Origin of the sequence: Pseudomonas sp. JH-2, from assembly GCF_036231725.1 — a bacterium.
Taxonomy (GTDB): Bacteria; Pseudomonadota; Gammaproteobacteria; order Pseudomonadales; family Pseudomonadaceae; genus Pseudomonas; species Pseudomonas delhiensis.
In genome coordinates this window covers 73952-95728 of record NZ_JAZAQP010000002.1, presented here as the reverse complement: position 1 = coordinate 95728, position 21777 = coordinate 73952, and the positions used below count along the sequence as shown (strand labels likewise).

Here is a 21777-nt window from a genome sequence, read left to right as displayed (position 1 = left end):
GCTCAACCCATCCTACGAAGAGCACCTCGGCGCAAGACCGTTGCTCCTACGGAATGTGCCGAGGATACGACTGCCGGGCGGGTGGGAAAAGCGATAAGATCGCCCAGACATGTCAGGAAAACTCACAGGTTGAACACCATGAGCCGCGACCTTCCCCCGCTCAACGCCCTGCGCGCCTTCGACGCCGTGGCCCGCCTTGGCGGCGTAAGCCAGGCGGCAGCCGAGCTGCACGTCACCCACGGCGCGGTGAGCCGGCAGCTGCGGCAACTGGAGGAAGACCTCGGCGTGGCCCTGCTGGCCAAGGACGGGCGCGGCGTAAAACTCACCGATGCCGGCCGCCGCCTGGGCGAGGCCAGCGGCGATGCCTTCGAGCGCTTGCGCCGCGTCTGCACCGAACTGCGCCAGGCCGGCGGCGAGGCGCCCTTCGTGCTCGGTTGCCCGGGCAGCCTGCTGGCCCGCTGGTTCATCCCGCGCCTGGACCGCCTCAACCGCGAGCTGCCGGAACTGCGCCTGCAACTGTCGGCCAGCGAGGGTGAGCAGGACCCGCGGCGCGGCGGCGTCGACGCCACCCTGCTGTTCGCCGAGCCGCCGTGGCCCGCGGACATGCAGGTGTTCGAGCTGGCCGCCGAGCGCATCGGCCCGGTGCTCAGCCCACGCCACCCGCGCTTCGCCGAGTTGCAACGGGCCGCGCCCCGGGCGCTGCTGGGCGAGGCACTGCTGCACACCACCTCGCGGCCCCAGGCCTGGCCGCAGTGGGCGCTCGCCCAGGGCCTGGACGCCGGCGCGCTGCGCCTGGGCCAGGGCTTCGAGCACCTGTACTACCTGCTGGAAGCGGCGGTGGCCGGCCTGGGCGTGGCCATCGCCCCCCAGGCGCTGGTGGCCGACGACCTCGCCGCCGGCCGCCTGGCCGCGCCCTGGGGCTTCGTCGAAACCGCCGCGCGCCTGGCGCTGTGGGCCCCGGCGCGACGCACCGACGCCCGCGCCGAACGCCTGGCCCGCTGGCTGCGGGGCGAGCTGGGCTGACCTGGCCGCGCCCTGGCGCGTGGCCATTGGCCGCTGGCGGCAATTTGCTGCACTTCCAGGGCTCGGCTAGTGTCCTACGAGGACATTCAGCACTGTGCGCCGCCAGGCGCGCCAAGGAGCACCCGATGTCGAACCATCACACCTACAAGAAGATCGAGCTGGTCGGTTCCTCGCGCACCAGCATCGAGGACGCCATCAACAACGCCCTGGCCGAGGCCTCGAAGTCGTTGCGGGACCTGGAATGGTTCGAGGTGGTGGACACCCGCGGGCATATCGAGAACGGTGCGGTGGGGCATTACCAGGTGACGCTGAAGGTCGGCTTCAAGATCGCCAACAGCTGACCGGCATTCGCCGCCGCGCGCCCGCGGGCCGGGGCGCCGGGGGCTTGCATGGCCGCCGTGGCGCGGCCGTTCACACGGGCCCAGCGGGCCCTTCGTCCATTCGTTCAGCGAAGGAGCATCAGCCATGAAGAAAGTGTTGTTGGCCGCCGGCCTGCTGGCCCTGGCGGGAAGCGCCCTGGCCGCCGGCAAGCCGTGCGAGGAGCTCAAGGCCGAGATCGACGCCAAGCTCCAGGCCAAGGGCGTCTCGGGCTACACCCTGGAGGTCGTCGACAAGGGCGCGGGCGGCGGGCGCCAGGTGGTCGGCACCTGCGAGGGCGGCAGCAAGGAGATCGTCTACTCGCGGCACTGAAGCTGCCGCGGAACCGCGAAAGGGGCGCCAGTGGCGCCCCTTTTGCCGTCGGGCACTCTGTCGCCGCCGCGCTGTCTCTCGTTAGGATAGGGCGCCCCGTGGTGGGGCTGACGAGGGAATGCCATGACCGTGAGCAAGTTCGCCGTGCTGATGCTGGCCCTGGCCTGCGCGGCTGCCGCCCAGGCGAAGACCAAGCCGTGCGAGGAACTCAAGGCGGAGATCGAGACCAAGATCCAGTCCGCCGGGGTGACCGCCTACACCCTGGAGATAGTCACCAACGCCGAGGTGAAGGACCCCAGCATGGTGGTCGGCAGCTGCGAGGGCGGCACGCGCAAGATCATCTACCAGAAGAACGACGACTGAGCCGCCCGGCTCAGAACAGCCCGCAGTCCATCCGCCCCTGGAAGTCGGTCTTGGCCACCAGCTGGCCGTTGGCGTCGGTGAGCAGGGCCAGGGCCTTGCGCAGCTGCGGGCGCACTTCCAGGCGGTAGCGCTGGCCGGGGGCGAAGTTGTCGTAGGTCAGCCACACGCGGCAGGTGATCTGCGTGGTGTTGTCGCTCATCGCCAGCCCGCCGCCGCCTCCCCCGGGAATCTCGTACTGGTAGCGCACTTCCAGCTCGTGCTTGCCCGGCGGCACCTGGAAGAAGCGGCCGTCGCGCAGCACCTGTTTGTCCAGGCGCTCGGCGAGCAGGGTGTTGGCCGGCTGGGTGTAGAGGTCGACCCAGGCCAGCTGCGGGTCGTGGGCCGGCAGCGGGCCGGCGCAGGCACCCAGCAGGGCCGGCAGGAACAGCAGCGGAAGTTTGCGCATGGCGGTGTCGCTCGAAGCGGGGAATCCTTCCAGCATACCCCCTGGGCGGCGCCGCGGCGCGTGGCTCAGACCTTCTCGCAGCGCCCGGTGCGGCCGCGGGCGATTTCGTTGGCCTGGTCGTCGTAGAGCCGCGCCCAGGGGTAGAAGCCGATGCTGCCGGTCTCCAGGCGGTAGCGCTGGCCGGCGCCGAAGTCCTTGTACTTGAGGGTCAGCTGGCAGTCGCGCCACATCGCCTCGGAAACCGCGGCCTCGGAGCCGATGTTCTGCGGCTCGACCTGGAACTGGTAGCGCACGCGCAACTCGTGCTGGCCGGGGTCGACCTCGAAGTAGCGGGTGCTGTGCCAGGGCTTGTCGTCCACCTCCAGGGCCGAGAGGTCGCTCTGGCCGGTGGTGTCGAGGTCGATCCAGGCACGGTTGGGGTCGGGTTGCGGCAGGATCAGCGAGCAACCGCTCAGGACGAGCAGGCCGGTGGCGAGCAGCAGCGGGCGCATGGGTACACTCCAGGGCAGTCTTGTTGTGCGAGGCAGCGGCGGTGAGGGGCCTGTGCTAATGTGCCGCGCATGCCCGCCCGCCCGTGTATTGCGTTTCTCGACCGCCGATTGCCCCGCTGGGTTCCCTGCCTGGCGTTCTTCCTGCTGGGCGGTTGTTCCAGCGCCGGCTACTACGGCCAGCTGGGCAGCGGCCAGCTGCAGTTGCTGGCGGCCCGCGAACCGGTGGTCGAGGTGGTCGCCGACCCTGCCCGCGACGCCAGGCTGCGCCAGCGCCTGGCGTTGTCGCAGGAGGCCCGCGCCTTCGCCAGCGCCGAGCTGGCCTTGCCGGACAACCGCAGCTACCGCCTGTACAGCGATATCCGCAGGCCCTACGTGGTGTGGAACGTGTTCGCCGCGCCGGAGCTGTCGCTGCAGCCGCTCACCCACTGCTTCCCCATCGCCGGCTGCGTGGCCTACCGCGGCTACTACGCCGAGGCCGGGGCAAAGGCCGAGGCGCAGCGCCTGAAGGCGCAGGGCTGGGACGTCTACGTCGGCGGCGTGGAGGCCTACTCCACCCTCGGCTGGTTCGACGACCCGATCATCAGCAGCATGCTGCGCTGGGACGACCAGCGCCTGGCCGAGACGCTGTTCCACGAGCTGGCCCACCAGCGCTTCTACCTGCCCGGCGACACCGCCTTCAACGAGTCCTATGCCAGCTTCGTCGAGCAGGAGGGCGGCCGCCGCTGGCGCGCCTTCCGCGGCCTGCCGCCGGAGCAGGCCAGCCGCGTGCGCCAGCGCGAAGGCTTTACCCGCCTGGTGCTGGACACCCGCGAGCGTCTGAAGGAACTCTATGCCCGCGACCTGCCCGAAGCCGACAAGCGCGCCGCCAAGGCCGCCGAATTCGAGCGCCTGCGCCGCGACTACCGCGCGCTGTGCCAGCGCGAATGGGCCGGCAAGTGCCCCTACGACGCCTGGGTGAACGGCCCGCTGAACAACGCCAAGCTGCTGCCCTTCGGCCTCTACGACCAGTGGGTGCCGGCCTTCGCCACCCTGCTGCGTCAGGTGGGCGGCAACTGGCCGGCGTTCTATGCGCGGGTCGAAAAGCTCGGCGCCCTGCCCGCGGAACAGCGCCAGGCGGCCCTGGAGCGACTGAAAACCGGTGAATTCGTCAGCCTGCGCTAATCTCACCCGTAGATCGTCGTTTTTTTGACTTTCCGCGGGCCCTCATGGCCCCCCTGCCCCGGGTCAACGGGCATGGAGGTGCGCCATGGGCTTTGCCCCCTGCGCCTTGGCTTGCCTGTGCCTGCCGTTGCTGATGGCCTGCGCCGCCGAGAGCTACCAGGAGCAGTTGCACCAGGGCCAGCGGGAAGTGCTGGCCAACGCCCTGCCGGTGGCCGAGGTGCTGGCCGACCCCGGCACCGATGCGCGCACCCGGCGCCTGCTCGCCGCCGCCGTGGCCGCCCGCGACTTCGCCAGCCGCCGCCTGGACCTGCCGGACAACGCCAGCTACCGCCGCTACGCCGACCTGGGCCGGGACTACGCGGTGTGGAACCTGTTCGCCACCGACGAGTTCTCCCTGCGGCCGCGCGACCGCTGCTTTCCCCGCGCCGGCTGCGTCAGCTACCTGGGCTTCTACGATCCCCACGCCGCCCGCCGCGCGGCGGCCGAGCTGCAGCGCCAGGGTCTGGACACCTGCATAGGCGCGGCCGCGGCCTTCACCATCCCCGGGCGCGAGGACGCGCCCATCCTCAGCACCATGCTCGGCGACGAGGCGCACCAGGCCGAGCTGATCTTCCACGAACTGGCCCACCAGCGCCTGTACCTGCCCGGCGACACCGCCTTCAACGAGTCCCTGGCGGTCTTCGTGCAGCGCGAGGGGCTGCGCCAGTGGCTGGCTTCCCGCGGGCAACCGCTGCCGGTGGACACGGGGCCGCGGCAGCGCGAGGCGCTGGCGGCCCTGGTGCTGGCGACCCGGGCGCGGTTGCAGGCGCTCTACGCCAGCGGCCTGCCGCCGGAGGCCATGCGGGCGCGCAAGGCCGCCGAGTTCGAGCGCCTGCGTAGCGAATACCGGCAGTTGGTGGTCCGGCGCTGGGGCGGCAAGGGTTTGTTCGACGGCTGGGTCGACGGGCCGCTGAACAACGCCACGCTGCTGCCCTTCGCGCTCTACGACCAGTGGGTGCCGGCCTTCGCCGCGCTGTACCGCCAGGTCGACGGCGACTGGCCGGCGTTCTACGTCCAGGCCGCAAGGCTCGGCGCCCTGCCCGCGGCGCAGCGCCAGGCGGCGTTGGAGCAGCTCGCGGATGGGCGGTTTCGGTGGTTGTGAAGCATGTTTCCCGTAGGCACGGATTTATCCGCGATTTCGCCGGCAGGGCCGGCGCTGGGCCTATCGCGGACGGAGTCCGCTCCTACACCACCTCACCTGCGTAGCTTCCCTGTAGGAGCGCGTCCTGCGCGCGAAATCGCGGGCAGGGCCCGCTCCTACGACCGTACCTCCCTGGAATTGTAGGAGCGAGCTTGCTCGCGAACCCTGTGGTTCCCGCGTTCGCGATAGTTCGTAGGGCGGGGTCCGCTCCTACGCTATCCCCACCTGCGTAGCTTCCCTGTAGGAGCGCGCCCTGCGCGCGAAATCGCGGGCAGGGCCCGCTTACGACCGTGCTCGACCGTAGGGCGAATAACCGTTCGCGGTTATCCGCCGTTGGCCGGAACGCCGGTGCCCGACGGCCGCGGCGGATAACGCCGTAGGCGTTATGCGCCCTACGGGTTGGAAAGAGGCGGCGCAGCCTGCAAGACAGTTGCTCCTACAAGGGGCTCCGGGGTCAGTCCGCGGCATCCGGGGCGTGCAGCGGCAGGTCCAGTTGCACGCGACGGCGCAGCCAGGGGCTGGGGCGGTAGCGCGGTTCGCCGTAGCAGGCCTGCAGGCCCTGGAGGATGGTGAGGATGCGCGCGGCGCCGTAGTGCTCGCCGAAGGCCAGCGGGCCGAAGGGGTAGCCCAGGGCCAGTTGCACCGCGCGGTCGAGTGTCACCGGGGTGGCGATGCCGCGCTGGGCGATCTCGCAGCCCAGGTTGACGACGCTGGCGATCACCCGCTGGGTGACGAAGCCGGCGGAGTCGTTGATCACCTCCACCGGCACGCCGTCGGCGCCCAGGGCCTGGCGCGCCTGGGCCTCCAGCTGCGGGTCGAGGGCCGGCTGGCGCATCAGCACGCGGCGCTTGTCGAGGTCGCCGAAGCTTTCCAGGGCCAGGCTGCGCTCCGGCGGCAGGCCGAGGGCATCGATGCGGGTGCTGGCATCCTCGCCCAGCGGGGTGACCAGGCAGATGGCCCGGGCCGAGGGCGCCTCGGCGCTCTCCAGCACCAGGCCGGCCTGGATCAGCAGCTGGCCGACGTGGTGGCGCAGTTCCGGGTCCTGGCTGTCGAGCCAGAACGGGCGGTCCAGCAGCACCGGTTCGGCTTGCGGCTCGGCCTCGCGGATCGGCTGGCCATCCTGGTAGCGGTAGAAGCCCTCGCCGCTCTTGCGCCCCAGCAGGCCGGCGGCCACCCGCTGCGCCGCCAGGGGCGAGGGCAGGTAGCGCGGGTCCTGGTAGAACTGCTGGTACAGCGATTCCATCACCGCGTGGGAAACGTCCAGCCCGGTCAGGTCGAACAGCTCGAAGGGGCCCATGCGGAAGCCCGCGCCGTCGCGCAGGATGCGGTCGATCTGCGCGGCGCTGGCGATGCCCTCGCCGAGGATGCGCAAGGCCTCGGTGCTGTAGGCGCGGCCGGCGTGGTTGACGATGAAACCGGGGCTGTCCGGGCTCACCGCCGGGAAGTGCCCGGCCTGCTCGGCGAGGCGTGAGAGGCGCGTCACCACCGCCTCGGCGGTGCGCTGGCCGCGCACCACCTCGACGATGCGCATCAGCGGCGCCGGGTTGAAGAAGTGGAAGCCGGCGACCCGCTCGGGGTGGCGGCAGCGCGCGGCGATGCGGGTGATCGACAGCGACGAGGTGTTGCTGGCCAGCACCGCGTCCTCGGCCACCCGCGCCTCCAGTTCGGCGAACAGCGCCTGCTTGGCGCCCAGGTCCTCGACTATGGCCTCGATCAGCAGGTCGCAGCCGGCCAGCTCGTCCAGGCCGTGGGCCGGGCGCAGGCGCTGCAGGGTGGCGGCCAGGGCGTCGGCGTCGAGCCTGCCCTTGGCGGCGGCGCGTTCGAGCAGCTCGCGGTTGAACGCCAGGGCCTGCTGGATGCTCTCGGCGCGGCTGTCGTAGAGCTGCACCGGCACCCCGGCGCTGGCGAACAACTGGGCGATGCCGCGGCCCATGGCACCGGCGCCGATCACGCCGATGCGCCGGAACGCGGGAAGGTTGCTCTCTGGCATGGGCTGGTGGCCCCCGTCTGACTGGCTTGTCTTCACCTTAGTCGCTGGGGTCACGCCGTGGGGTTCCGTTGTTTTTCCAGGTCGCGCAGCTGGCGGCGGAGCATCTTGCCCACCGAGGTCTTGGGCAGCTCGTCGAGAATCTCGACGAAGCTCGGCACCTTGTAGCCGGTGAGGTGCTCGCGGCAGTGGGCGATGATGGCGGCGGCGTCCAGGGCCGGGTCGCGCAGGCTGACGAACAGTTTCACCGACTCGCCCTTGCGCAGGTCCGGCACGCCGATGGCGATGCACTCGCGCACGCCGGGGTGGCGCATCACCGCGTCCTCCACCTCGTTGGGGAAGACGTTGAAGCCCGACACCAGGATCATGTCCTTCTTGCGGTCGACGATCTTCAGCAGGCCGTTGGTGTCCTGCAGGGCGATGTCGCCGGTGCGCAGCCAGCCGTCGGCGTCCAGCACCTGGGCGGTTTCCTCCGGGCGCTGCCAGTAGCCGAGCATCACCTGCGGGCCGCGCAGGCACAGCTCGCCGGACACCTCGGGCGGGCAGTCGTTGCCTTCCTCGTCGAGGATGCGCACCTGGGTATCGATCAGCGGCTGGCCGACGAAGCCTTCGCGGTAGGGCGTCAGCCGGGTGTTGGTGCACACCACGGGCGATGCCTCGGTCAGGCCGAAGCCCTCCAGCACCGGGGCGCCGGTGAGCGCCTGCCAGCGCCGGCCGACTTCCAGGTTCAGCGGCGCGCCGCCGCTGGTCACCCACTTCAGGTGGCTGAAGTCGAGGCTTTCGAAGGCCGGGTGGTTCATCAGCCCGACGAACAGGCTGTTCAGCCCGCTGAGCAGGCTGAAGGGGTAGCGGCGCATGGCCTCGATGATCTCGTCGAGGTTGCGGCCGTCGCGGATCACCACGGTGTGCAGGCCCATGGCCACGGAGCTCAGGCAGTTCGTGGAGAAGGCCATGATGTGGTACAGCGGCAGCGGCGCGATGCGCACGTCGGTGGCCGGGTCGAGCAGGCCCGGGCGCATGAACAGCTCCAGGGTCTGGATGACGTTGGCCAGCAGGTTGTAGTGGGTCAGCATGGCGCCCTTGGAGAGGCCGGTGGTGCCGCCGGTGTACTGCAGCAGGGCCAGGCGCTCCAGGCCCGGCTCGGCGTCCAGCGGCGGGGCCTCGGCGCCCAGGCGCAGGGCCTGCATGAAGCGGCTGGCGTCGGGTTCGTCGCAGGCGTACTGCGGGGCTTCCAGGTCCTCCACCGAGGTCAGCAGCACCTGGCGCACCGCGCTTTCGCCCTGGACCTTGCGCAGCAGCGGCAGCAGGCGGTCGAGCAGCAGGATGGCCACGGCGCCGGAGTCGCGCAGCTGGTGGGCCAGCTCGCCGGCGGTGTACTGCGGGTTGGTGTTGACCAGCACCAGCCCGGCCTTGAGCGCGCCGAAGGCGGCGATGGGGTACTGCAGGGAATTGGGCAGCATCAGCGCCAGGCGCTCGCCGGGCTGCAGGCCGGCGCAGTGGCGCAGGTAGCGGGCGAAGGCGTCGGCCTGGCGTTCCAGCCCGGCGAAGTCCAGGCTGCCGCCGGCGCAGGAGAAGGCTGGGCGCCCGGGGTGTTCGCGGCTGGCATCGCGCAGCAGGTCGTGGACGTTGTGGTAACCGCGCGCGGCGAATTGCGCGGCGACATGACTTTCGGCAGTGACGGGCATCGGCGCCCTCCATCAGTGAATTATTGTTCTGCTCTGCGAAACATGATGTCGAAATCGATGGTATGCGATAGCCTTTGGGCATGCAATGGCGTGCCGCCCCTGCTGTCCGCGGCATGCCGATCTGCTATCGTTCGCCCGCGCCGGACGCCGCTCCGGCCCCCATTTCCCGATGCCGAGGCAGCATGAGCGACGATTTCGAAGACTCCAGCGCACCCAAGGACCGCAAGTTCGTCGAGGCCCTGGCCCGCGGCCTGGACGTGCTGCGCGCCTTCACCCACGGCTCGGTGGTGCTGGGCAACCAGGAGATCGCGCGGATCACCGGGCTGCCCAAGCCGACCGTGTCGCGCATGACGTACACGCTGACCAGGCTCGGCTACCTCAGCTACTCGCAGCAGCACGAGAAGTACCAGCTGGATTCCGGCGTGCTCGCCCTGGGCTACGCCTACGTGTCGAACCTGCGCGTGCGCCAGCTGGCCAAGCCGTACATGGAGGCCTTCGCCCGCCGCACCAACACCACCGTGGGCCTGACCTGCCGCGACTGGCTGTCGATGATCTACGTGGAGAACTGCCGCCCGCCGGAAGCCACCTCCCTGCGCATGGACGCCGGCGTGCGCCTGCCGCTGGCCACCACCGCCGCCGGCCGCGCCTACCTGGCGGCGACCCCGGAGCAGGAACGCGAGCACCTGCTGCAGGCGCTGGAAGCCCGCCACGAGGGCGACTGGGCGACGCTGCGCACGTCGCTGGAGCACTCCTTCGAGGAATACCGCGAGCACGGCTTCTGCCTCTCCCTCGGCGACTGGGACCGCAACGTGCGCGCCGCTGGCGTGCCGCTGCGCCTGGCCGACGGCGGGCTGATGGCGCTGACCTGCGGCGCGCCCTCGTTCCAGCTCAGCGAGGAGACGCTCAAGGGCACCCTGGCCCACGAGCTGGAGATGCTGGCGCGGGATATCGAGAGCCTCGGCGCCTGATTCGCTTCGTGAGCATGTCGTAGGGCGTATAACGCGGAGCGTTATACGCCGCCTGGCCAGGGTTTCAGGGCGTTGCGAGTTCGACCTCGGCGTCGGCCTTCAGGCGCGGTGTAGCGGCGTATAACCGCGAACGGTTATACGCCCTACGTCACTTCGTGAGCACGCCGCTTCCCCCACCCCAACCCTCTCCTGGAGGGTTGGGGTGGGGGCCGTAGGCCTACCTCAGGCCACCTCCATCAACCCCGCATAGGCCTTCAGGTGATGGTCGTCGTCGCCCAGCTGGTGGCCGAGCATCACCAGGCGCTTGGCGTGGTGCGCCAGCACGTACTCCCAGGTCATGCCGATGCCGCCGTGCAGCTGGATAGCCTGTTCGGCGATGTAGCGCCCGGCGCGGGTGACGATGAACTTGGCCGCCGCCAGAGTGCGGCTGCGCTCGGCGCCGTCTTCCTGGTCGGCCACGCAGGCGGCGAGGATGGCCATGGACGTGGCCTGTTCCAGCTCGCTGCGCATGTCCACCATGCGGTGCTGCAGCACCTGGAACTTGCCGATGGGCACGCCGAACTGCTTGCGCGTCTTCAGGTAGTCGAGGGTCAGGGCGCAGGCTTCCTGCATGCTGCCCAGGGCCTCGGCGCACTGCGCGGCGATGGCGCGGCCCTGCTGGTAGCGCAGCGCCGGCAAGGCTTCGCCGGGCGTGCCGACGGCTTCGGCGACGGCGCCGTCGAGGAACAGCTCGCAGGCCTTCTGCCCGTCGAGTGTCGGGTAGGCGCGGAGCTGCACGCCGCTCTGCTGCGGGTCGAGCAGGAACAGGCCGATGCCCGCCTCGTCCCGCGCGTTGCCCGAGACCCGCGCCGAGACCAGGATCGCCGTGGCGCTCTGCCCGCCGATCACCACGGCCTTGCGGCCGCCGAGCTTCCAGCCGTCGCCAGCCTTTTCCGCGCGGGTCTGCACGTCGTGCAGCTGGTAGTGGCTCTGCGGTTCTTCCAGGGCCACGGCCAACTGCGCCTCGGCGCTGGCGATGCGCGGCAGCCAGCTTGCCTTCTGCGCCTCGCTGCCCAGCTGGGCGAGCAGCCCGCCGGCGTGCACCACCGACTGCAGGTAGGGCTCCAGGCACAGGCCGCGGCCCAGTTCGGTGAGCACCAGCATGCTGTCCACGCCGCCGCCGAAGCCGCCGTACGCCTCGGGCAGCGACACCGAGGTCAGCCCCAGTTCGCCCAGCTGGCGCCAGAACCCGGCGCTGTAGCCCGGCTCGCTGGCGGCGAAGCCCTCGCGCTTGTCGAAGGCGTATTCGTCGCGCACCAGGCGCGCCGCGGTGTCCTGCAGCATCTGCTGCTCTTCGCTGAGTTTGAAGTCCATGCTCACGCCCTCACAGCTCGAGAATCATCTTCGAGACGATGTTCTTCTGGATTTCGTTGGAGCCGCCGAAGATCGACAGCTTGCGCAGGTTGAAGTACTGGCTGGCCGGCGCCGCCGCGTAGTCGGCATGCAGCGGCTCGGCGCCCAGCTCGAACTCTTCCTCGATGAAGGGCAGCGCGTAGGGGCCGATGACCTTGCGCAGCAGGTGGCTGATGGCCTGGCGGATCTCGGTGCCCTTGACCTTGAGGATCGAGCTTTCCGCCCCCGGCACGCCGCCTTCGCGGGCCGCGGCGAGGATGCGCAGGGTGCTCATCTCGATGGCCATCAGCTGCATTTCCACCTCGGCCACCTGGGCGCGGAACAGCGGGTCTTCCAGCATCGGCTTGCCGTCGCATAGCTCGCGGCTGGCCACGCGTTTCAGGTGTGCCAGCACCGCCTTGGATGCGCCTATGCCGGCCAGGCCGGTGCGCTCGTAGGTGAGCAGGTACTTGGCGCAGGTCCAGCCTTCGTTCTCGTGGCCGACCAGGTTCTGCACCGGCACCTTCACGTTGTCGAAGAAGACCTCGTTGACCTCGTGCTCGCCGTCCAGGGTGATGATCGGCCGCACGGTGATGCCCGGCGACTGCATGTCGATCAGCAGGAAGCTGATGCCGCGCTGCTGCTGGGCCTCGGCGTCGGTGCGGACCAGGCAGAAGATCCAGTCGGCGTGCTGGCCGAGGGTGGTCCAGGTCTTCTGGCCGTTGACGATGTAGTGGTCGCCCTCGCGCACCGCGCGGGTCTTGAGGCTGGCCAGGTCGGAGCCGGCGCCCGGCTCGGAATAGCCCTGGCACCACCAGTCGGTGCCGTCGAGGATGCGCGGCAGGTAGTGGGCCTGCTGCTCGGGCGTGCCGAATTTGATGATCACCGGGGCCACCATGTTCACGCCGAAGGGGATGGTGCGCGGCGCGCCGAAGGCGGCGCATTCCTCCTCGAAGATGTGCTTCTGCACGGCGTTCCAGCCGGTGCCGCCGAATTCCTCGGGCCAGTGGGTGGCGTACCAGCCCTGTTCGCTGAGCAGGCGCTGCCAGCGCTGGTGGTCCTGCTTGGTCAGGTGCTTGCCCAGGCGCACCTTGCTGGCGATGTCCGCGGGCAGTTTGGCGCGCAGGAAGGCGCGCACCTCGTCGCGGAAGGCCAGTTCGTCGGGGGTGAAGTGGATGTCCATGGCGGGTCCTCAGAGGTCGGCGAAGAGGCGGCCTTCGGCCACCAGGCGTTCGAGCAGGGGGGCCGGCTCCCACCAGGCGCCGAAGCGCTGGTGGAACTCGCGGATGCGTTGCAGTACCTGGTCCAGCCCCAGGCTGTCGGCGTGGAACAGCGGGCCGCCGCGCCAGGCCGGGAAGCCGTAGCCGTTGAGGAAGATCAGGTCGATGTCGCTGGCGCGCTGGGCGATGCCCTCGTCGAGGATGCGCGCGGCCTCGTTGACCAGGGCGAAGATGCAGCGCTCGACGATGTGTTCGGCGCTCACCGGCTGGCGGGCGATGCCGCGCGCGGCGGCGGCCTGCTCCAGCATGGCCGGCAGCGCCGGGTTGTCCTGCGGGGTGCGCGAGCCTTGCGGGTAGAGGTAGAAGCCGGCGCCGCTCTTCTGCCCGAGCATGCCGGCGGCGTACAGGTGGTCGAGCACCGTGGGCAGGGTCTGCCCGGGCTTCAGGCCGGGGCGCTGGCGCTCGCGGATGGCGTGGCTGATGTCCAGCCCGGAGAGGTCGCGCACCGCCAGCGGGCCCATGGCCATGCCGAAGTCGCGCAGGGCACTGTCCACCTGCGCCGGGCTGGCGCCCTCTTCCAGCAGGAACTCGGCCTGGCGGCCGTACTGGAAGATCATGCGGTTGCCGACGAAACCGTCGCACACGCCCACCGCCACTGCGACCTTCTTCAGCCGCTTGCCCAGCTGCATGGCGCTGGCCAGCACCGCGGCGCTGGTCTCGCGGCCGCGCACCACTTCCAGCAGGCGCATGACGTTGGCCGGGCTGAAGAAGTGCAGGCCGACCACGTCCTGCGGGCGCCGGGTGAAGGCGGCGATGGCGTCGAGGTCCAGCGACGAGGTGTTGCTGGCGAGGATGGCGCCGGGCTTGCACACGGCGTCCAGGCGCTCGAATACCTGGCGCTTCACTTCCAGGCTTTCGAATACCGCTTCGATCACCAGGTCCACGTCGGCGAGCGCGGCGTAGTCGAGCACGCCCTGGATCAGGCCCAGGCGCTTCTCCATGGCTTCGACGGTGAGGCTGCCGCGCTCGACGCTGGCCTGGCAGGTGGCGCGGGCGCGCTGCAGGGCGCGGTCGAGGGCGGCGCCGTCGACTTCCAGCAGCTTCACCGGGATGCCGACGTTGGCGAAGCACAGGGCGATGCCCACGCCCATGGTGCCGCCGCCGATCACCGCGGCGGTGCGCACTTCGCGCACCGGGGTGTCGGTGGGCAGGCCGGCGATCTTCGCCGCTTCGCGCTCGGCGAAGAAGGCGTGGATGAGGGCGGCGCGCTGGGGCGACGCCAGGCATTCCTGGAACAGCTCACGCTCACGCTTCAGGCCCTCGGCCAGGGGCAGGCGGGCGGCGGCCTCCACCGCGGCGACGCAGCGCAGCGGGGAGAACAGGCCGGGCGTGCGCTTCTGCACCTCGGCGTGCCTGGCGGCGATCAGCGCGGCGTCGCCTTCCACCTGGCGCTCGCCGGTGCGGCGCGGGCCTCGGCCTTCGTCGAGCAGGCGGCGGGCGTAGGCCAGGCCGGCCTCGGCCTGGTCGCCTTCGACGATCGCATCGAGGATGCCGTATTCCAGGGCCTGCGGGGCCTTGACCGGGTTGCCGGAGACGATCATGTCCAGCGCCCGCCCCACGCCGACCAGGCGCGGCAGGCGCTGGGTGCCGCCGGCGCCGGGCAGCAGGCCGATCTTCACTTCCGGCAGGCCGACCTGGGCGTCGGCCCGGGCGATGCGGTAGTGGCAGGCCAGCGCCACTTCCAGGCCACCACCCAGGGCGGTGCCGTGGATCACCGCCACGCTGGGCTTGGCGGACGCCTCGATGGCCTCGACCACCTCGGGCAGCGAGGGCGCCTGCGGCGGCTTGCCGAACTCCTTGATGTCGGCCCCGGCCATGAAGGTGCGCCCTGCGCAGACCAGCACCACCGCCCGCACCGCGGCATCCGCCTCGGCCTCGCGCAAGGCCCGCAGCAACCCGGCGCGCACGGCCAGGCCCAGGGCGTTGACCGGGGGATTGTCGACCTTGATCAGGGCCACGTCGCCATGACGTTCGACCTGCACTACCTCGGACATGCTCAGCGTCTCCGTTGTAATTGTGGTTTTTAACGGAATTATGTTTCGCTGTGCAGAATATAAAGATCACTGGGGGTTGTCGAGGGGGCTTTTGTGGGAGCGAGCTTGCTCGCGAACGGATTTCCAGGTGGACCTATGGTGTTTGTCCGAAGAGCGCCCTCTCCCCAGCCCTCTCCCTGAAGGGAGAGGGGGCAGTCTGTGCCGAGAAGGGATTTGGTGTTAGTCGGACACTCGGTACAAGCCGGCTAACGCCGAAATATCAGCGCACTCCGAACGGTCCCCTCTCCCTTCAGGGAGAGGGTTAGGGAGAGGGAACGGAGTCAAGCCATGGCGCCGAAGCAGCCGGGAGGCACCGTTCGCGAGCAAGCTCGCTCCCACGAAAGCGGCGGGCGAAGCGCAGGCAAAAAAAGACCGCTCTCCCCTGCCTGAATCTGGAAAAGCGGTCTGTTAAGCGAAAAGAAGTCGTGGAAAGGTCGTTATAGGCCCCCGCCGTTGCAGCTTGTTTACAGGCAAGAAAAAAGCCGCGCCCTTGTGGGGCGCGGCTTCTTCGGTAGCGACTGCGGTCGGCGATCAGAAGGCCGGGACCACGGCGCCCTTGTACTTCTCCAGGATGAACTGCTTCACCTCGGGGCTGTGCAGGGCGGCGGCCAGTTTCTTCATGGCGTCGCTGTCCTTGTTGTCCGGGCGGGCGACCAGGATGTTCACGTAGGGCGAGTCGGAACCCTCGATGGCCAGGGCGTCCTTGGTCGGGTTCAGCTTGGCTTCCAGGGCGTAGTTGGTGTTGATCAGGGCCAGGTCGACCTGGTTCAGCACGCGCGGCAGGGTCGCGGCTTCCAGTTCACGCACCTTGATGTTCTTCGGGTTGTCGGTGATGTCCTTCGGGGTGGCGGTGATGCTCTTCTCGTCCTTGAGCTTGATCAGGCCGGTCTTGGCCAGCAGCAGCAGGGCGCGGCCGCCGTTGGTGGCGTCGTTGGGGATCACCACGGTGGCGCCGGAGGGCAGCTCGTCGAGCTTCTTGTACTTGCTGGAGTAGGCGCCCAGCGGCTCGATGTGCACGCCGGTGACGGCTACCAGGCTGGTGCCCTTGGACTTGTTGAACTCGTCCAGGTACGGCTGGTGCTGGAAGAAGTTGGCGTCCAAGCGCTTCTCGGCGACCTGGGTGTTGGGCTGCACGTAGTCGGTGAATTCCTTGACCTTCAGCTCCACCCCTTCCTTGGCCAGGATGGGTTTGACGAAGTTGAGGATTTCCGCGTGCGGCACCGGGGTGGCGGCCACGCTGAGGGTTTCGGCCGCGTGGGCGCCAGTGATCGACAGCGCCGCGGTGGCGGCGAAGGCGGCAAGCAGTTTCTTCATGGATCGCTCCTTTTGGGATTTTCCTGTGGCCCGCGGGCCTTGTGGTTATTTGCGCGAGAAGTGGACCACCAGCTTGTCGCCGACGGTCTGCAGGATCTGCACCAGCACCAGCAGCATGATCACGGTGACCACCATGACGTCGGTCTGGAAGCGCTGGTAGCCGAAGCGGATGGCCAGGTCGCCGAGGCCGCCGGCGCCGACCACGCCGGCCATCGCGGTGTAGGACACCAGGGTGATGGCGGTGACCGTGACGGCGGCGATGATGCCCGGGCGGGCTTCGGGCAGCAGGGCGTTCCAGATGATCTGCCGGGTGCTGGCGCCCATGGCCTGGGTGGCCTCGATGATGCCCTTGTCCACCTCGCGCAGGGCGGTTTCCACCAGGCGCGCGAAGAACGGCGTGGCGCCCACCACCAGCGGCGGGATGGCCCCGGCGACGCCCAGCGAGGTGCCGGTGACCAGCACGGTGAAGGGGATCATCACGATCAGCAGGATGATGAACGGCAGCGAGCGCAGCACGTTGACCACGAAGGACAGCAGGGCGTAGACCGCGCGGTTCTGGAACATCTGCCGGGGCCCGGTGAGGAACAGCAGCACGCCCAGGGGCAGGCCGAGGATGACGGTGAACAGCAGCGAGCCGCCGAGCATCCAGAAGGTGTCGATGCTGGCCTGGAGGATCTCCGACCAGTCAATGTTTACAAAGAAGTCGCTCATGCGCGCAGCACCTCCACATGCACCTCGGCGGCGTTCAGCTGGGCCATCGCCGCCTCCATGTCACCGCCCACCAGGGCCAGGGTCAGCTGGCCGTAGGGCTGGTCCTTGATGCGGTCGATGCGCCCGGCGAGGATGCTGTAGTCCACCCCGGTCTGCCGCGCCACGGTGCCCAGCAGCGGGGCGTAGGTGGCCTCGCCGCGGAAGGTCAGGCGCAGGATGCGCCCCGGCACGTGGGCGAAGTCGTCGTGCCGCTCGCCCTCGTCCACGCGCTCGGCCTCGAAGACGAAGCGGCGGGTGGTCTCGTGCTGCGGGTGGAGGAAGACGTCGGCCACCTCGCCCTGCTCGACGATGCGCCCGGCGTCCATCACCGCCACTCGGTCGCAGACGCGGCGGATCACGTCCATCTCGTGGGTGATCAGCACGATGGTCAGGTTCAGCTCGCGGTTGATTTCCGCCAGCAGCTGCAGGACCTGGCCGGTGGTCTGCGGGTCTAGGGCGCTGGTGGCCTCGTCGCAGAGCAGCAGCTTGGGCCCGCAGGCCAGGGCGCGGGCGATGCCGACGCGCTGCTTCTGGCCGCCGGAAAGCTGCGCCGGGTACTTGCGGGCGTGGTCCTGCAGGCCCACGCGCTTGAGCAGTTCGTCCACCCGCGCGGCGATCTGCGCGGCGCTGAAGCTGCCGGCCAGCTTCATCGGCATGGCGATGTTCTCGGCCACGGTCCTGGAGGCCAGCAGGTTGAAGTGCTGGAAGATCATCCCGACGCGCTGGCGGAAGCGCCGCAGGCCGTCGGCGTCGAGGGCGGTGACGTCCTCGCCGTCGATGACGATGCGCCCGCCGCTGGGCTCTTCCAGGCGGTTGATCAGGCGCAGCAGGGTGCTCTTGCCGGCCCCGGAGTGGCCGATCAGGCCGAACACCTGGCCGGCGCCGATGCTCAGGCTCGTCGGCTGCAGGGCCGGGATGTCGCGGCCGGCGACGCGGTAGGTCTTGTGGACGTCGTGGAATTCGATCACGTGGCGAACCTTGTGGGTACGGCGAAGTGTGGGAATGGCGCGCTCTGCCGGGGTGTCCTGGCAAACGAGCGTAGGCGCTCGGCAAAAACCGCGCATTTTACCCTGCTTTCCTATAGCCGATTAATCCTTGTTCGGATAAGGGCCGAGCGAAAGGGAATAAGACGGGCGGACGCGGTTTTCAGGGCTCGCACTTGACCGGGGCGGCGGCCTTGGGCTGGCCGATGTCCTTGACGTCGGCGGCCAGCGCCGGGGCGCGCGGCATCAGCGAGCGGGCGCGGGCCAGGGCGTTGCTGGCGCCGTTGACGTCGCCGGCCTGCAGGGCCTCGCGGCTGCGTTGCAGGTAGGCGTCGGCCAGGCGCTGGCGGCGTTCGGCCAGTTGCGCGCTGTCCTCGTGCTCCTGGCCCAGCTGCAGCTGCGCGGCTTCCAGCTGGCCGGCGGCCAGGCGGGCCTCGAAGCCGGAACCGCCCGGCGCCTGGCCGGGCAGGCTCTGGCAGGCGCCCAGCAGCAGGGCGAGGGAGAGGACGGAAAGCAGACGGAGGGCAAGGGACTTCATGCCAGTCATTCTCGATTGATCAAAAAATCGACAAATTCTACACCGTCCGCCGCGGCAGGACAAAACTCAGCAGGAACAGCGCCGCCGCGCTGACCACGATGGACGGCCCGGCCGGGGTGTCCTTGAACCAGGACAGCGCAAGCCCGGCACACACCGCCACCAGGCCCACCAGGGTGGCGCCGGCGGCCATCTGCTCGGGGCTGCGGGCGTGGCGCTGGGCGGCGGCGGCGGGGATGATCAGCAGCGAGGTGATCAGCAGCACGCCGACGATCTTCATGGCCACAGCGATGACGATGGCGATCAGCAGCATCAGCGCCAGGCGGATGGCGGTGACCGGCAGGCCCTCGACCCGCGCCAGCTCCTCGTGCACGGTGATCGCCAGCAGCGGCCGCCACAGCCAGCAGATCAGCCCCAGCACCAGGGCGCTGCCGGCGACTATCCACAGCAGGTCGGTCTGGCTCACCGCCAGCAGGTCGCCGAACAGGTAGGCCATCAGGTCTACCCGCACTTCCTTCATGAAGCTCAGGGTCACCAGGCCCAGGGACAGGGTGCTGTGCGCGAGTATGCCCAGCAGGGTGTCGGCGGCCAGCGGCTGGCGCTGCTGCAGGGTCACCAGCAGCACGGCCAGCAGCACGCAGCCGACGGTCACCGCGAGGGTCGGGCTGACGTCCAGCAGGAAGCCCAGGGCCACGCCGAGCAGCGCGGCGTGGGACAGGGTGTCGCCGAAATAGGCCATGCGCCGCCAGACCACGAAGGAGCCCAGGGGGCCGGCGACCAGCGCCAGGGACAGCCCGGCCAGCAGCGCGTAGAGAAGGAAATCAGCCATGGTTGCAGTCGGGGCCGTGCTTGTGGACCTGCCCTTGTAGAGGGCGCAGCTTGCCCTGGATGGCCAGGCCGGTGCGCTGCGGCACCACCTCGCCATGCAGGTCGTGGGAATGGTCGTGGTGGTGGTGGTAGACCGCCAGGCTGCGGGCGTCCTGGCCGAACAGCTCGACGAAGGCCGGGTCGCCGCTGACCTGCTCGGGGTGGCCGTGGCAGCACACGTGGCGGTTCAGGCAGACCACCTGGTCGGTGGTGCTCATCACCAGGTGCAGGTCGTGGGAGACCATCAGCACGCCGCAACCCAGGCGGTCGCGCAGGCGGGTGATCAGCCGGTACAGCTCGGCCTGGCCGGCCACGTCGACGCCCTGCACGGGTTCGTCCAGCACCAGCAGTTGCGGCTTGCGCAGCAGCGCCCGGGCCAGCAGCACGCGCTGCAGTTCGCCGCCGGAGACGGTTTGCAGCGGGCTTTCCAGCACGTGCGCGGCGCCCACTTCCTTGAGCGCAGCCAGGGCCTGCTCGCGGCCCACGCCCGGCACCAGGCGCAGGAAGCGCAGCACCGAGAGCGGCAGGGTGGGGTCGACGTGGAGCTTCTGCGGCATGTAGCCGATGGTCAGCTTCGGCTGGCGCCACACCGTGCCGCTGTCGGGCCTGAGCAGGCCCAGCACGCTGCGCACCAGGGTGGTCTTGCCGGCGCCGTTGGGGCCGATCAGGGTGACGATCTCGCCGGCGGCGATGCTCAGGCTGACGTTCTGCAGCACCGCCTGGCCGGCATAGCGCACGCCCACCCCTTCGAGGCGGACCAGGGGCTGGCTCATCAGGCCTCCCGCTGCTTCGGCGCGCAGGCGGCGCAGAGCCCGACCACTTCGACGGTCTGCGTCTCCACCACGAAGCCGACGCCCTCGGCGCCGGCGACTATCGCCTGGCTGATGGCCGGCTGCTCCAGCTCGATGGCGGTGTGGCAGGCGCGGCAGATGAGGAACTGGCCCTCGTGGGCGTGCTCGGGGTTGTTGCAGCCGACGAAGGCGTTGAGCGAGGCGATGCGGTGCACCAGGCCGTTTTCCAGGAGGAAGTCCAGCGCCCGGTAGACGGTGGGCGGCGCGGCGCGGCGGCCGTCCGCCTCGCTGAGCACGGCGAGGATGTCGTAGGCGCCCAGCGGCTTGTGGCTCTGCCAGACCAGCTCCAGCACGCGCCGGCGCAGCTCGGTCAGGCGCACGCCCTGGCGCGCGCACAGCGCGTCGGCCTCGGCCAGGGCGCCGGCCACGCAGTTGGCGTGGTCATGCGGGCGGCAGGCTAGCGGGGTGGTGGGCATCAACTTGTACATGCGGCGACGACGCTCGGGTACGGAGACGTTATTATATTACCCTTTACCTCCCTTCCCGTGTGAGTCCGCCGTGTCCCTGCGCCCTTCCGCCCTGCTCCTCGCCTGCTGCACCCTGCTCCTCAGCCTCGGCGCCAGCGCCGAGGTCAAGGTGCTGACCAGCATCAAGCCGCTGCAACTGATCGCCGCCGCCGTCCAGGACGGCGAAGGCAGCCCCGACGTGCTGCTGCCGCCCGGTGCCTCGCCGCACAGCTACGCCCTGCGCCCCTCGGACGTGCGCCGCCTGCGCGAGGCCCAGCTGTTCTACTGGATAGGCCCGGACATGGAGGTGTTCCTCGACAAGCCGCTGCAGGCCCGCCAGGCGCCCAGCGTGGCGGTGCAGGAGCTGCCGGGCATGCACCTGCGCAAGTTCGTCAACTTCGAGAACATGGGCCACGCGGACTACGAGGACCACGATCACGACCACCGCCCCGGCACCGTGGACGCGCACCTCTGGCTGCTGCCGGCCAACGCCCAGGCCATCGCCGCGCGCATGGCCGAGGACCTGGCCATCGCCGACCCGCTCAACGCCGGGCGCTACCAGGCCAACCTCAAGGCCTTCGACGAGCGCATGGAGCAGCTCGACGCGCGCCTGAAGCAGCGCCTGGCGCCGCTGATGGGCAAGCCCTACTTCGTCTTCCATGAGGCCTTCGACTACTTCGAGGAAGCCTACGGCCTGCGCCACACCGGGGTCTTCGCCCTGTCCGCGGACGTGCAGCCGGGCGCCCGCCACGTCGCCGCCATGCGCGCGCAACTGCAGAAGGCCGGCCCGTCGTGCATCTTCAGCGAACCGCCGATCCGCCCGCGCCTGGCCGATACCCTCAGCGCCGGCCTGCCGGTGCAACTGGCCGAGCTGGACGACCTGGGCGTGGCGGTCAAGGTCGACGCCAACGGCTACGAAAAGCTGCTGGGCAACCTGGCCGACGAATTCGCCGGGTGCCTGGAGAAGCTCTGAATTGGTGTTTTGGTAGGTTGAGAGGGAATGGTGCCTGCCGGGGGCCAGTCCGTGCCGAGAAGAGAACAGGCATCAGCCTGAAAATTTCGGCGTTGCCGGCTAACTCCTAACCTCCGACCCTGCCCAACGGTCCCCTCTCCCTTCAGGGAGAGGGTTAGGGAGAGGGCGCTCTTGCGCTCCTGGGCTCTTGCCCCACCCCAATCCCCTCTCTCGCCCCCGCTCACCTACACTTTCCCCCTGCGTCCCATCGCCTCATAGGCAAATACCTCTTCCGGGTACTAGAGTCTCCGACAGGACTAAATACACAATATGTAGTTTCGTGTATTTACTGGATAACTAGATATTGCGGTCTGCCCCAAGCCGGCCGCGCACCAACGGGAG

Annotated in this window: 22 protein-coding genes; 8 read left to right on the top strand and 14 right to left on the bottom strand. The window is 69.7% G+C overall.

Features of this window, described 5'->3' with window-relative positions:
• Positions 1–138: 138 nt before the first annotated feature.
• The 4 genes from VV867_RS01940 to VV867_RS01925 all read left to right on the top strand — a co-directional run bounded on the left by VV867_RS01940 (position 139) and on the right by VV867_RS01925 (position 2076).
• On the top strand, positions 139–1023 hold the full coding sequence (locus tag VV867_RS01940) for a LysR family transcriptional regulator (protein WP_442964995.1): 885 nt from the start codon (positions 139–141) through the stop codon (positions 1021–1023).
• A 125-nt stretch (positions 1024–1148) separates the two neighbouring features.
• Entirely contained in the window at positions 1149–1364 is a 216-nt protein-coding gene (locus VV867_RS01935) for a dodecin (RefSeq protein WP_328565502.1), read from the top strand.
• 124 nt (positions 1365–1488) lie between these two features.
• The gene (locus VV867_RS01930) at positions 1489–1713 is read left to right on the top strand and encodes a DUF1161 domain-containing protein (RefSeq protein WP_109932821.1); all 225 of its coding nucleotides are present in this window, start codon (positions 1489–1491) and stop codon (positions 1711–1713) included.
• Between the two features lie 150 nt (positions 1714–1863).
• A complete protein-coding gene (locus tag VV867_RS01925) occupies positions 1864–2076 on the top strand; it encodes a DUF1161 domain-containing protein (RefSeq protein WP_328565575.1) in 213 nt (70 codons plus the stop codon).
• 10 nt (positions 2077–2086) lie between these two features.
• On the opposite strand, the gene VV867_RS01920 is transcribed toward VV867_RS01925, so the two are convergent.
• Positions 2087–2521 (bottom strand): PA0061/PA0062 family lipoprotein, encoded by a 435-nt coding sequence (locus VV867_RS01920; protein ID WP_109934155.1) that lies wholly within the window; start codon positions 2519–2521, stop codon positions 2087–2089.
• Positions 2522–2586: 65 nt separating this feature from the next.
• The gene (locus VV867_RS01915; RefSeq protein ID WP_089392758.1) at positions 2587–3012 is read right to left on the bottom strand and encodes a PA0061/PA0062 family lipoprotein; all 426 of its coding nucleotides are present in this window, start codon (positions 3010–3012) and stop codon (positions 2587–2589) included.
• Positions 3013–3081: 69 nt separating this feature from the next.
• Between VV867_RS01915 and VV867_RS01910 the strand changes: the two genes are divergently transcribed.
• Together VV867_RS01910 and VV867_RS01905 are read left to right on the top strand one after the other, a co-directional pair.
• A complete protein-coding gene (locus tag VV867_RS01910; RefSeq protein ID WP_109934154.1) occupies positions 3082–4173 on the top strand; it encodes an aminopeptidase in 1092 nt (363 codons plus the stop codon).
• An 85-nt stretch (positions 4174–4258) separates the two neighbouring features.
• The gene (locus tag VV867_RS01905) at positions 4259–5314 is read left to right on the top strand and encodes an aminopeptidase (protein WP_109934153.1); all 1056 of its coding nucleotides are present in this window, start codon (positions 4259–4261) and stop codon (positions 5312–5314) included.
• 493 nt (positions 5315–5807) lie between these two features.
• Here the strand turns inward: VV867_RS01905 and VV867_RS01900 are convergent, their stop codons facing one another.
• Both VV867_RS01900 and VV867_RS01895 read right to left on the bottom strand, forming a co-directional pair.
• Entirely contained in the window at positions 5808–7343 is a 1536-nt protein-coding gene (locus tag VV867_RS01900) for a 3-hydroxyacyl-CoA dehydrogenase (protein ID WP_328565501.1), read from the bottom strand.
• Positions 7344–7393: 50 nt separating this feature from the next.
• On the bottom strand, positions 7394–9025 hold the full coding sequence (locus VV867_RS01895; protein WP_328565500.1) for an AMP-binding protein: 1632 nt from the start codon (positions 9023–9025) through the stop codon (positions 7394–7396).
• Positions 9026–9207: 182 nt separating this feature from the next.
• Here VV867_RS01895 and VV867_RS01890 point away from each other — a divergent pair, with 182 nt between their 5' ends.
• On the top strand, positions 9208–9993 hold the full coding sequence (locus tag VV867_RS01890) for an IclR family transcriptional regulator (protein ID WP_109933198.1): 786 nt from the start codon (positions 9208–9210) through the stop codon (positions 9991–9993).
• A gap of 222 nt (positions 9994–10215) precedes the next feature.
• Here the strand turns inward: VV867_RS01890 and VV867_RS01885 are convergent, their stop codons facing one another.
• The 10 genes from VV867_RS01885 to zur all read right to left on the bottom strand — a co-directional run bounded on the left by VV867_RS01885 (position 10216) and on the right by zur (position 20405).
• On the bottom strand, positions 10216–11346 hold the full coding sequence (locus VV867_RS01885) for an acyl-CoA dehydrogenase family protein (RefSeq protein ID WP_328565499.1): 1131 nt from the start codon (positions 11344–11346) through the stop codon (positions 10216–10218).
• A gap of 10 nt (positions 11347–11356) precedes the next feature.
• The gene (locus VV867_RS01880; RefSeq protein ID WP_328565498.1) at positions 11357–12547 is read right to left on the bottom strand and encodes an acyl-CoA dehydrogenase family protein; all 1191 of its coding nucleotides are present in this window, start codon (positions 12545–12547) and stop codon (positions 11357–11359) included.
• Between the two features lie 9 nt (positions 12548–12556).
• A complete protein-coding gene (locus VV867_RS01875; protein ID WP_328565497.1) occupies positions 12557–14638 on the bottom strand; it encodes a 3-hydroxyacyl-CoA dehydrogenase NAD-binding domain-containing protein in 2082 nt (693 codons plus the stop codon).
• 570 nt (positions 14639–15208) lie between these two features.
• Entirely contained in the window at positions 15209–15991 is a 783-nt protein-coding gene (locus VV867_RS01870; protein ID WP_089392767.1) for a MetQ/NlpA family ABC transporter substrate-binding protein, read from the bottom strand.
• A gap of 45 nt (positions 15992–16036) precedes the next feature.
• Positions 16037–16702 (bottom strand): methionine ABC transporter permease, encoded by a 666-nt coding sequence (locus tag VV867_RS01865; RefSeq protein ID WP_109933194.1) that lies wholly within the window; start codon positions 16700–16702, stop codon positions 16037–16039.
• Positions 16699–17709: a methionine ABC transporter ATP-binding protein gene (locus VV867_RS01860; protein WP_328565496.1), complete on the bottom strand. Its 1011-nt coding sequence runs from the start codon at positions 17707–17709 to the stop codon at positions 16699–16701. Before VV867_RS01860 ends, VV867_RS01865 begins: the two co-directional genes overlap by 4 nt.
• 178 nt (positions 17710–17887) lie before the next feature.
• A complete protein-coding gene (locus VV867_RS01855; protein WP_109933192.1) occupies positions 17888–18262 on the bottom strand; it encodes a hypothetical protein in 375 nt (124 codons plus the stop codon).
• 37 nt (positions 18263–18299) lie between these two features.
• Positions 18300–19088 carry a zinc ABC transporter permease subunit ZnuB gene (znuB, locus tag VV867_RS01850; RefSeq protein ID WP_275630551.1) on the bottom strand — a complete coding sequence of 263 codons (789 nt, stop codon included), beginning with the start codon at positions 19086–19088 and terminating at the stop codon, positions 18300–18302.
• Positions 19081–19899, bottom strand: coding sequence for a zinc ABC transporter ATP-binding protein ZnuC (znuC, locus tag VV867_RS01845; RefSeq protein ID WP_089392772.1), 819 nt, complete (start codon positions 19897–19899; stop codon positions 19081–19083). The genes znuB and znuC overlap by 8 nt, the downstream gene beginning before the upstream one ends.
• The gene (gene zur / locus VV867_RS01840; RefSeq protein ID WP_089392773.1) at positions 19899–20405 is read right to left on the bottom strand and encodes a zinc uptake transcriptional repressor Zur; all 507 of its coding nucleotides are present in this window, start codon (positions 20403–20405) and stop codon (positions 19899–19901) included. Before zur ends, znuC begins: the two co-directional genes overlap by 1 nt.
• A 70-nt stretch (positions 20406–20475) precedes the next feature.
• Between zur and VV867_RS01835 the strand changes: the two genes are divergently transcribed.
• Positions 20476–21396, top strand: a complete 921-nt coding sequence (locus VV867_RS01835; protein WP_328565495.1) for a zinc ABC transporter substrate-binding protein — start codon at positions 20476–20478, stop codon at positions 21394–21396.
• Positions 21397–21777 lie beyond the last annotated feature (381 nt).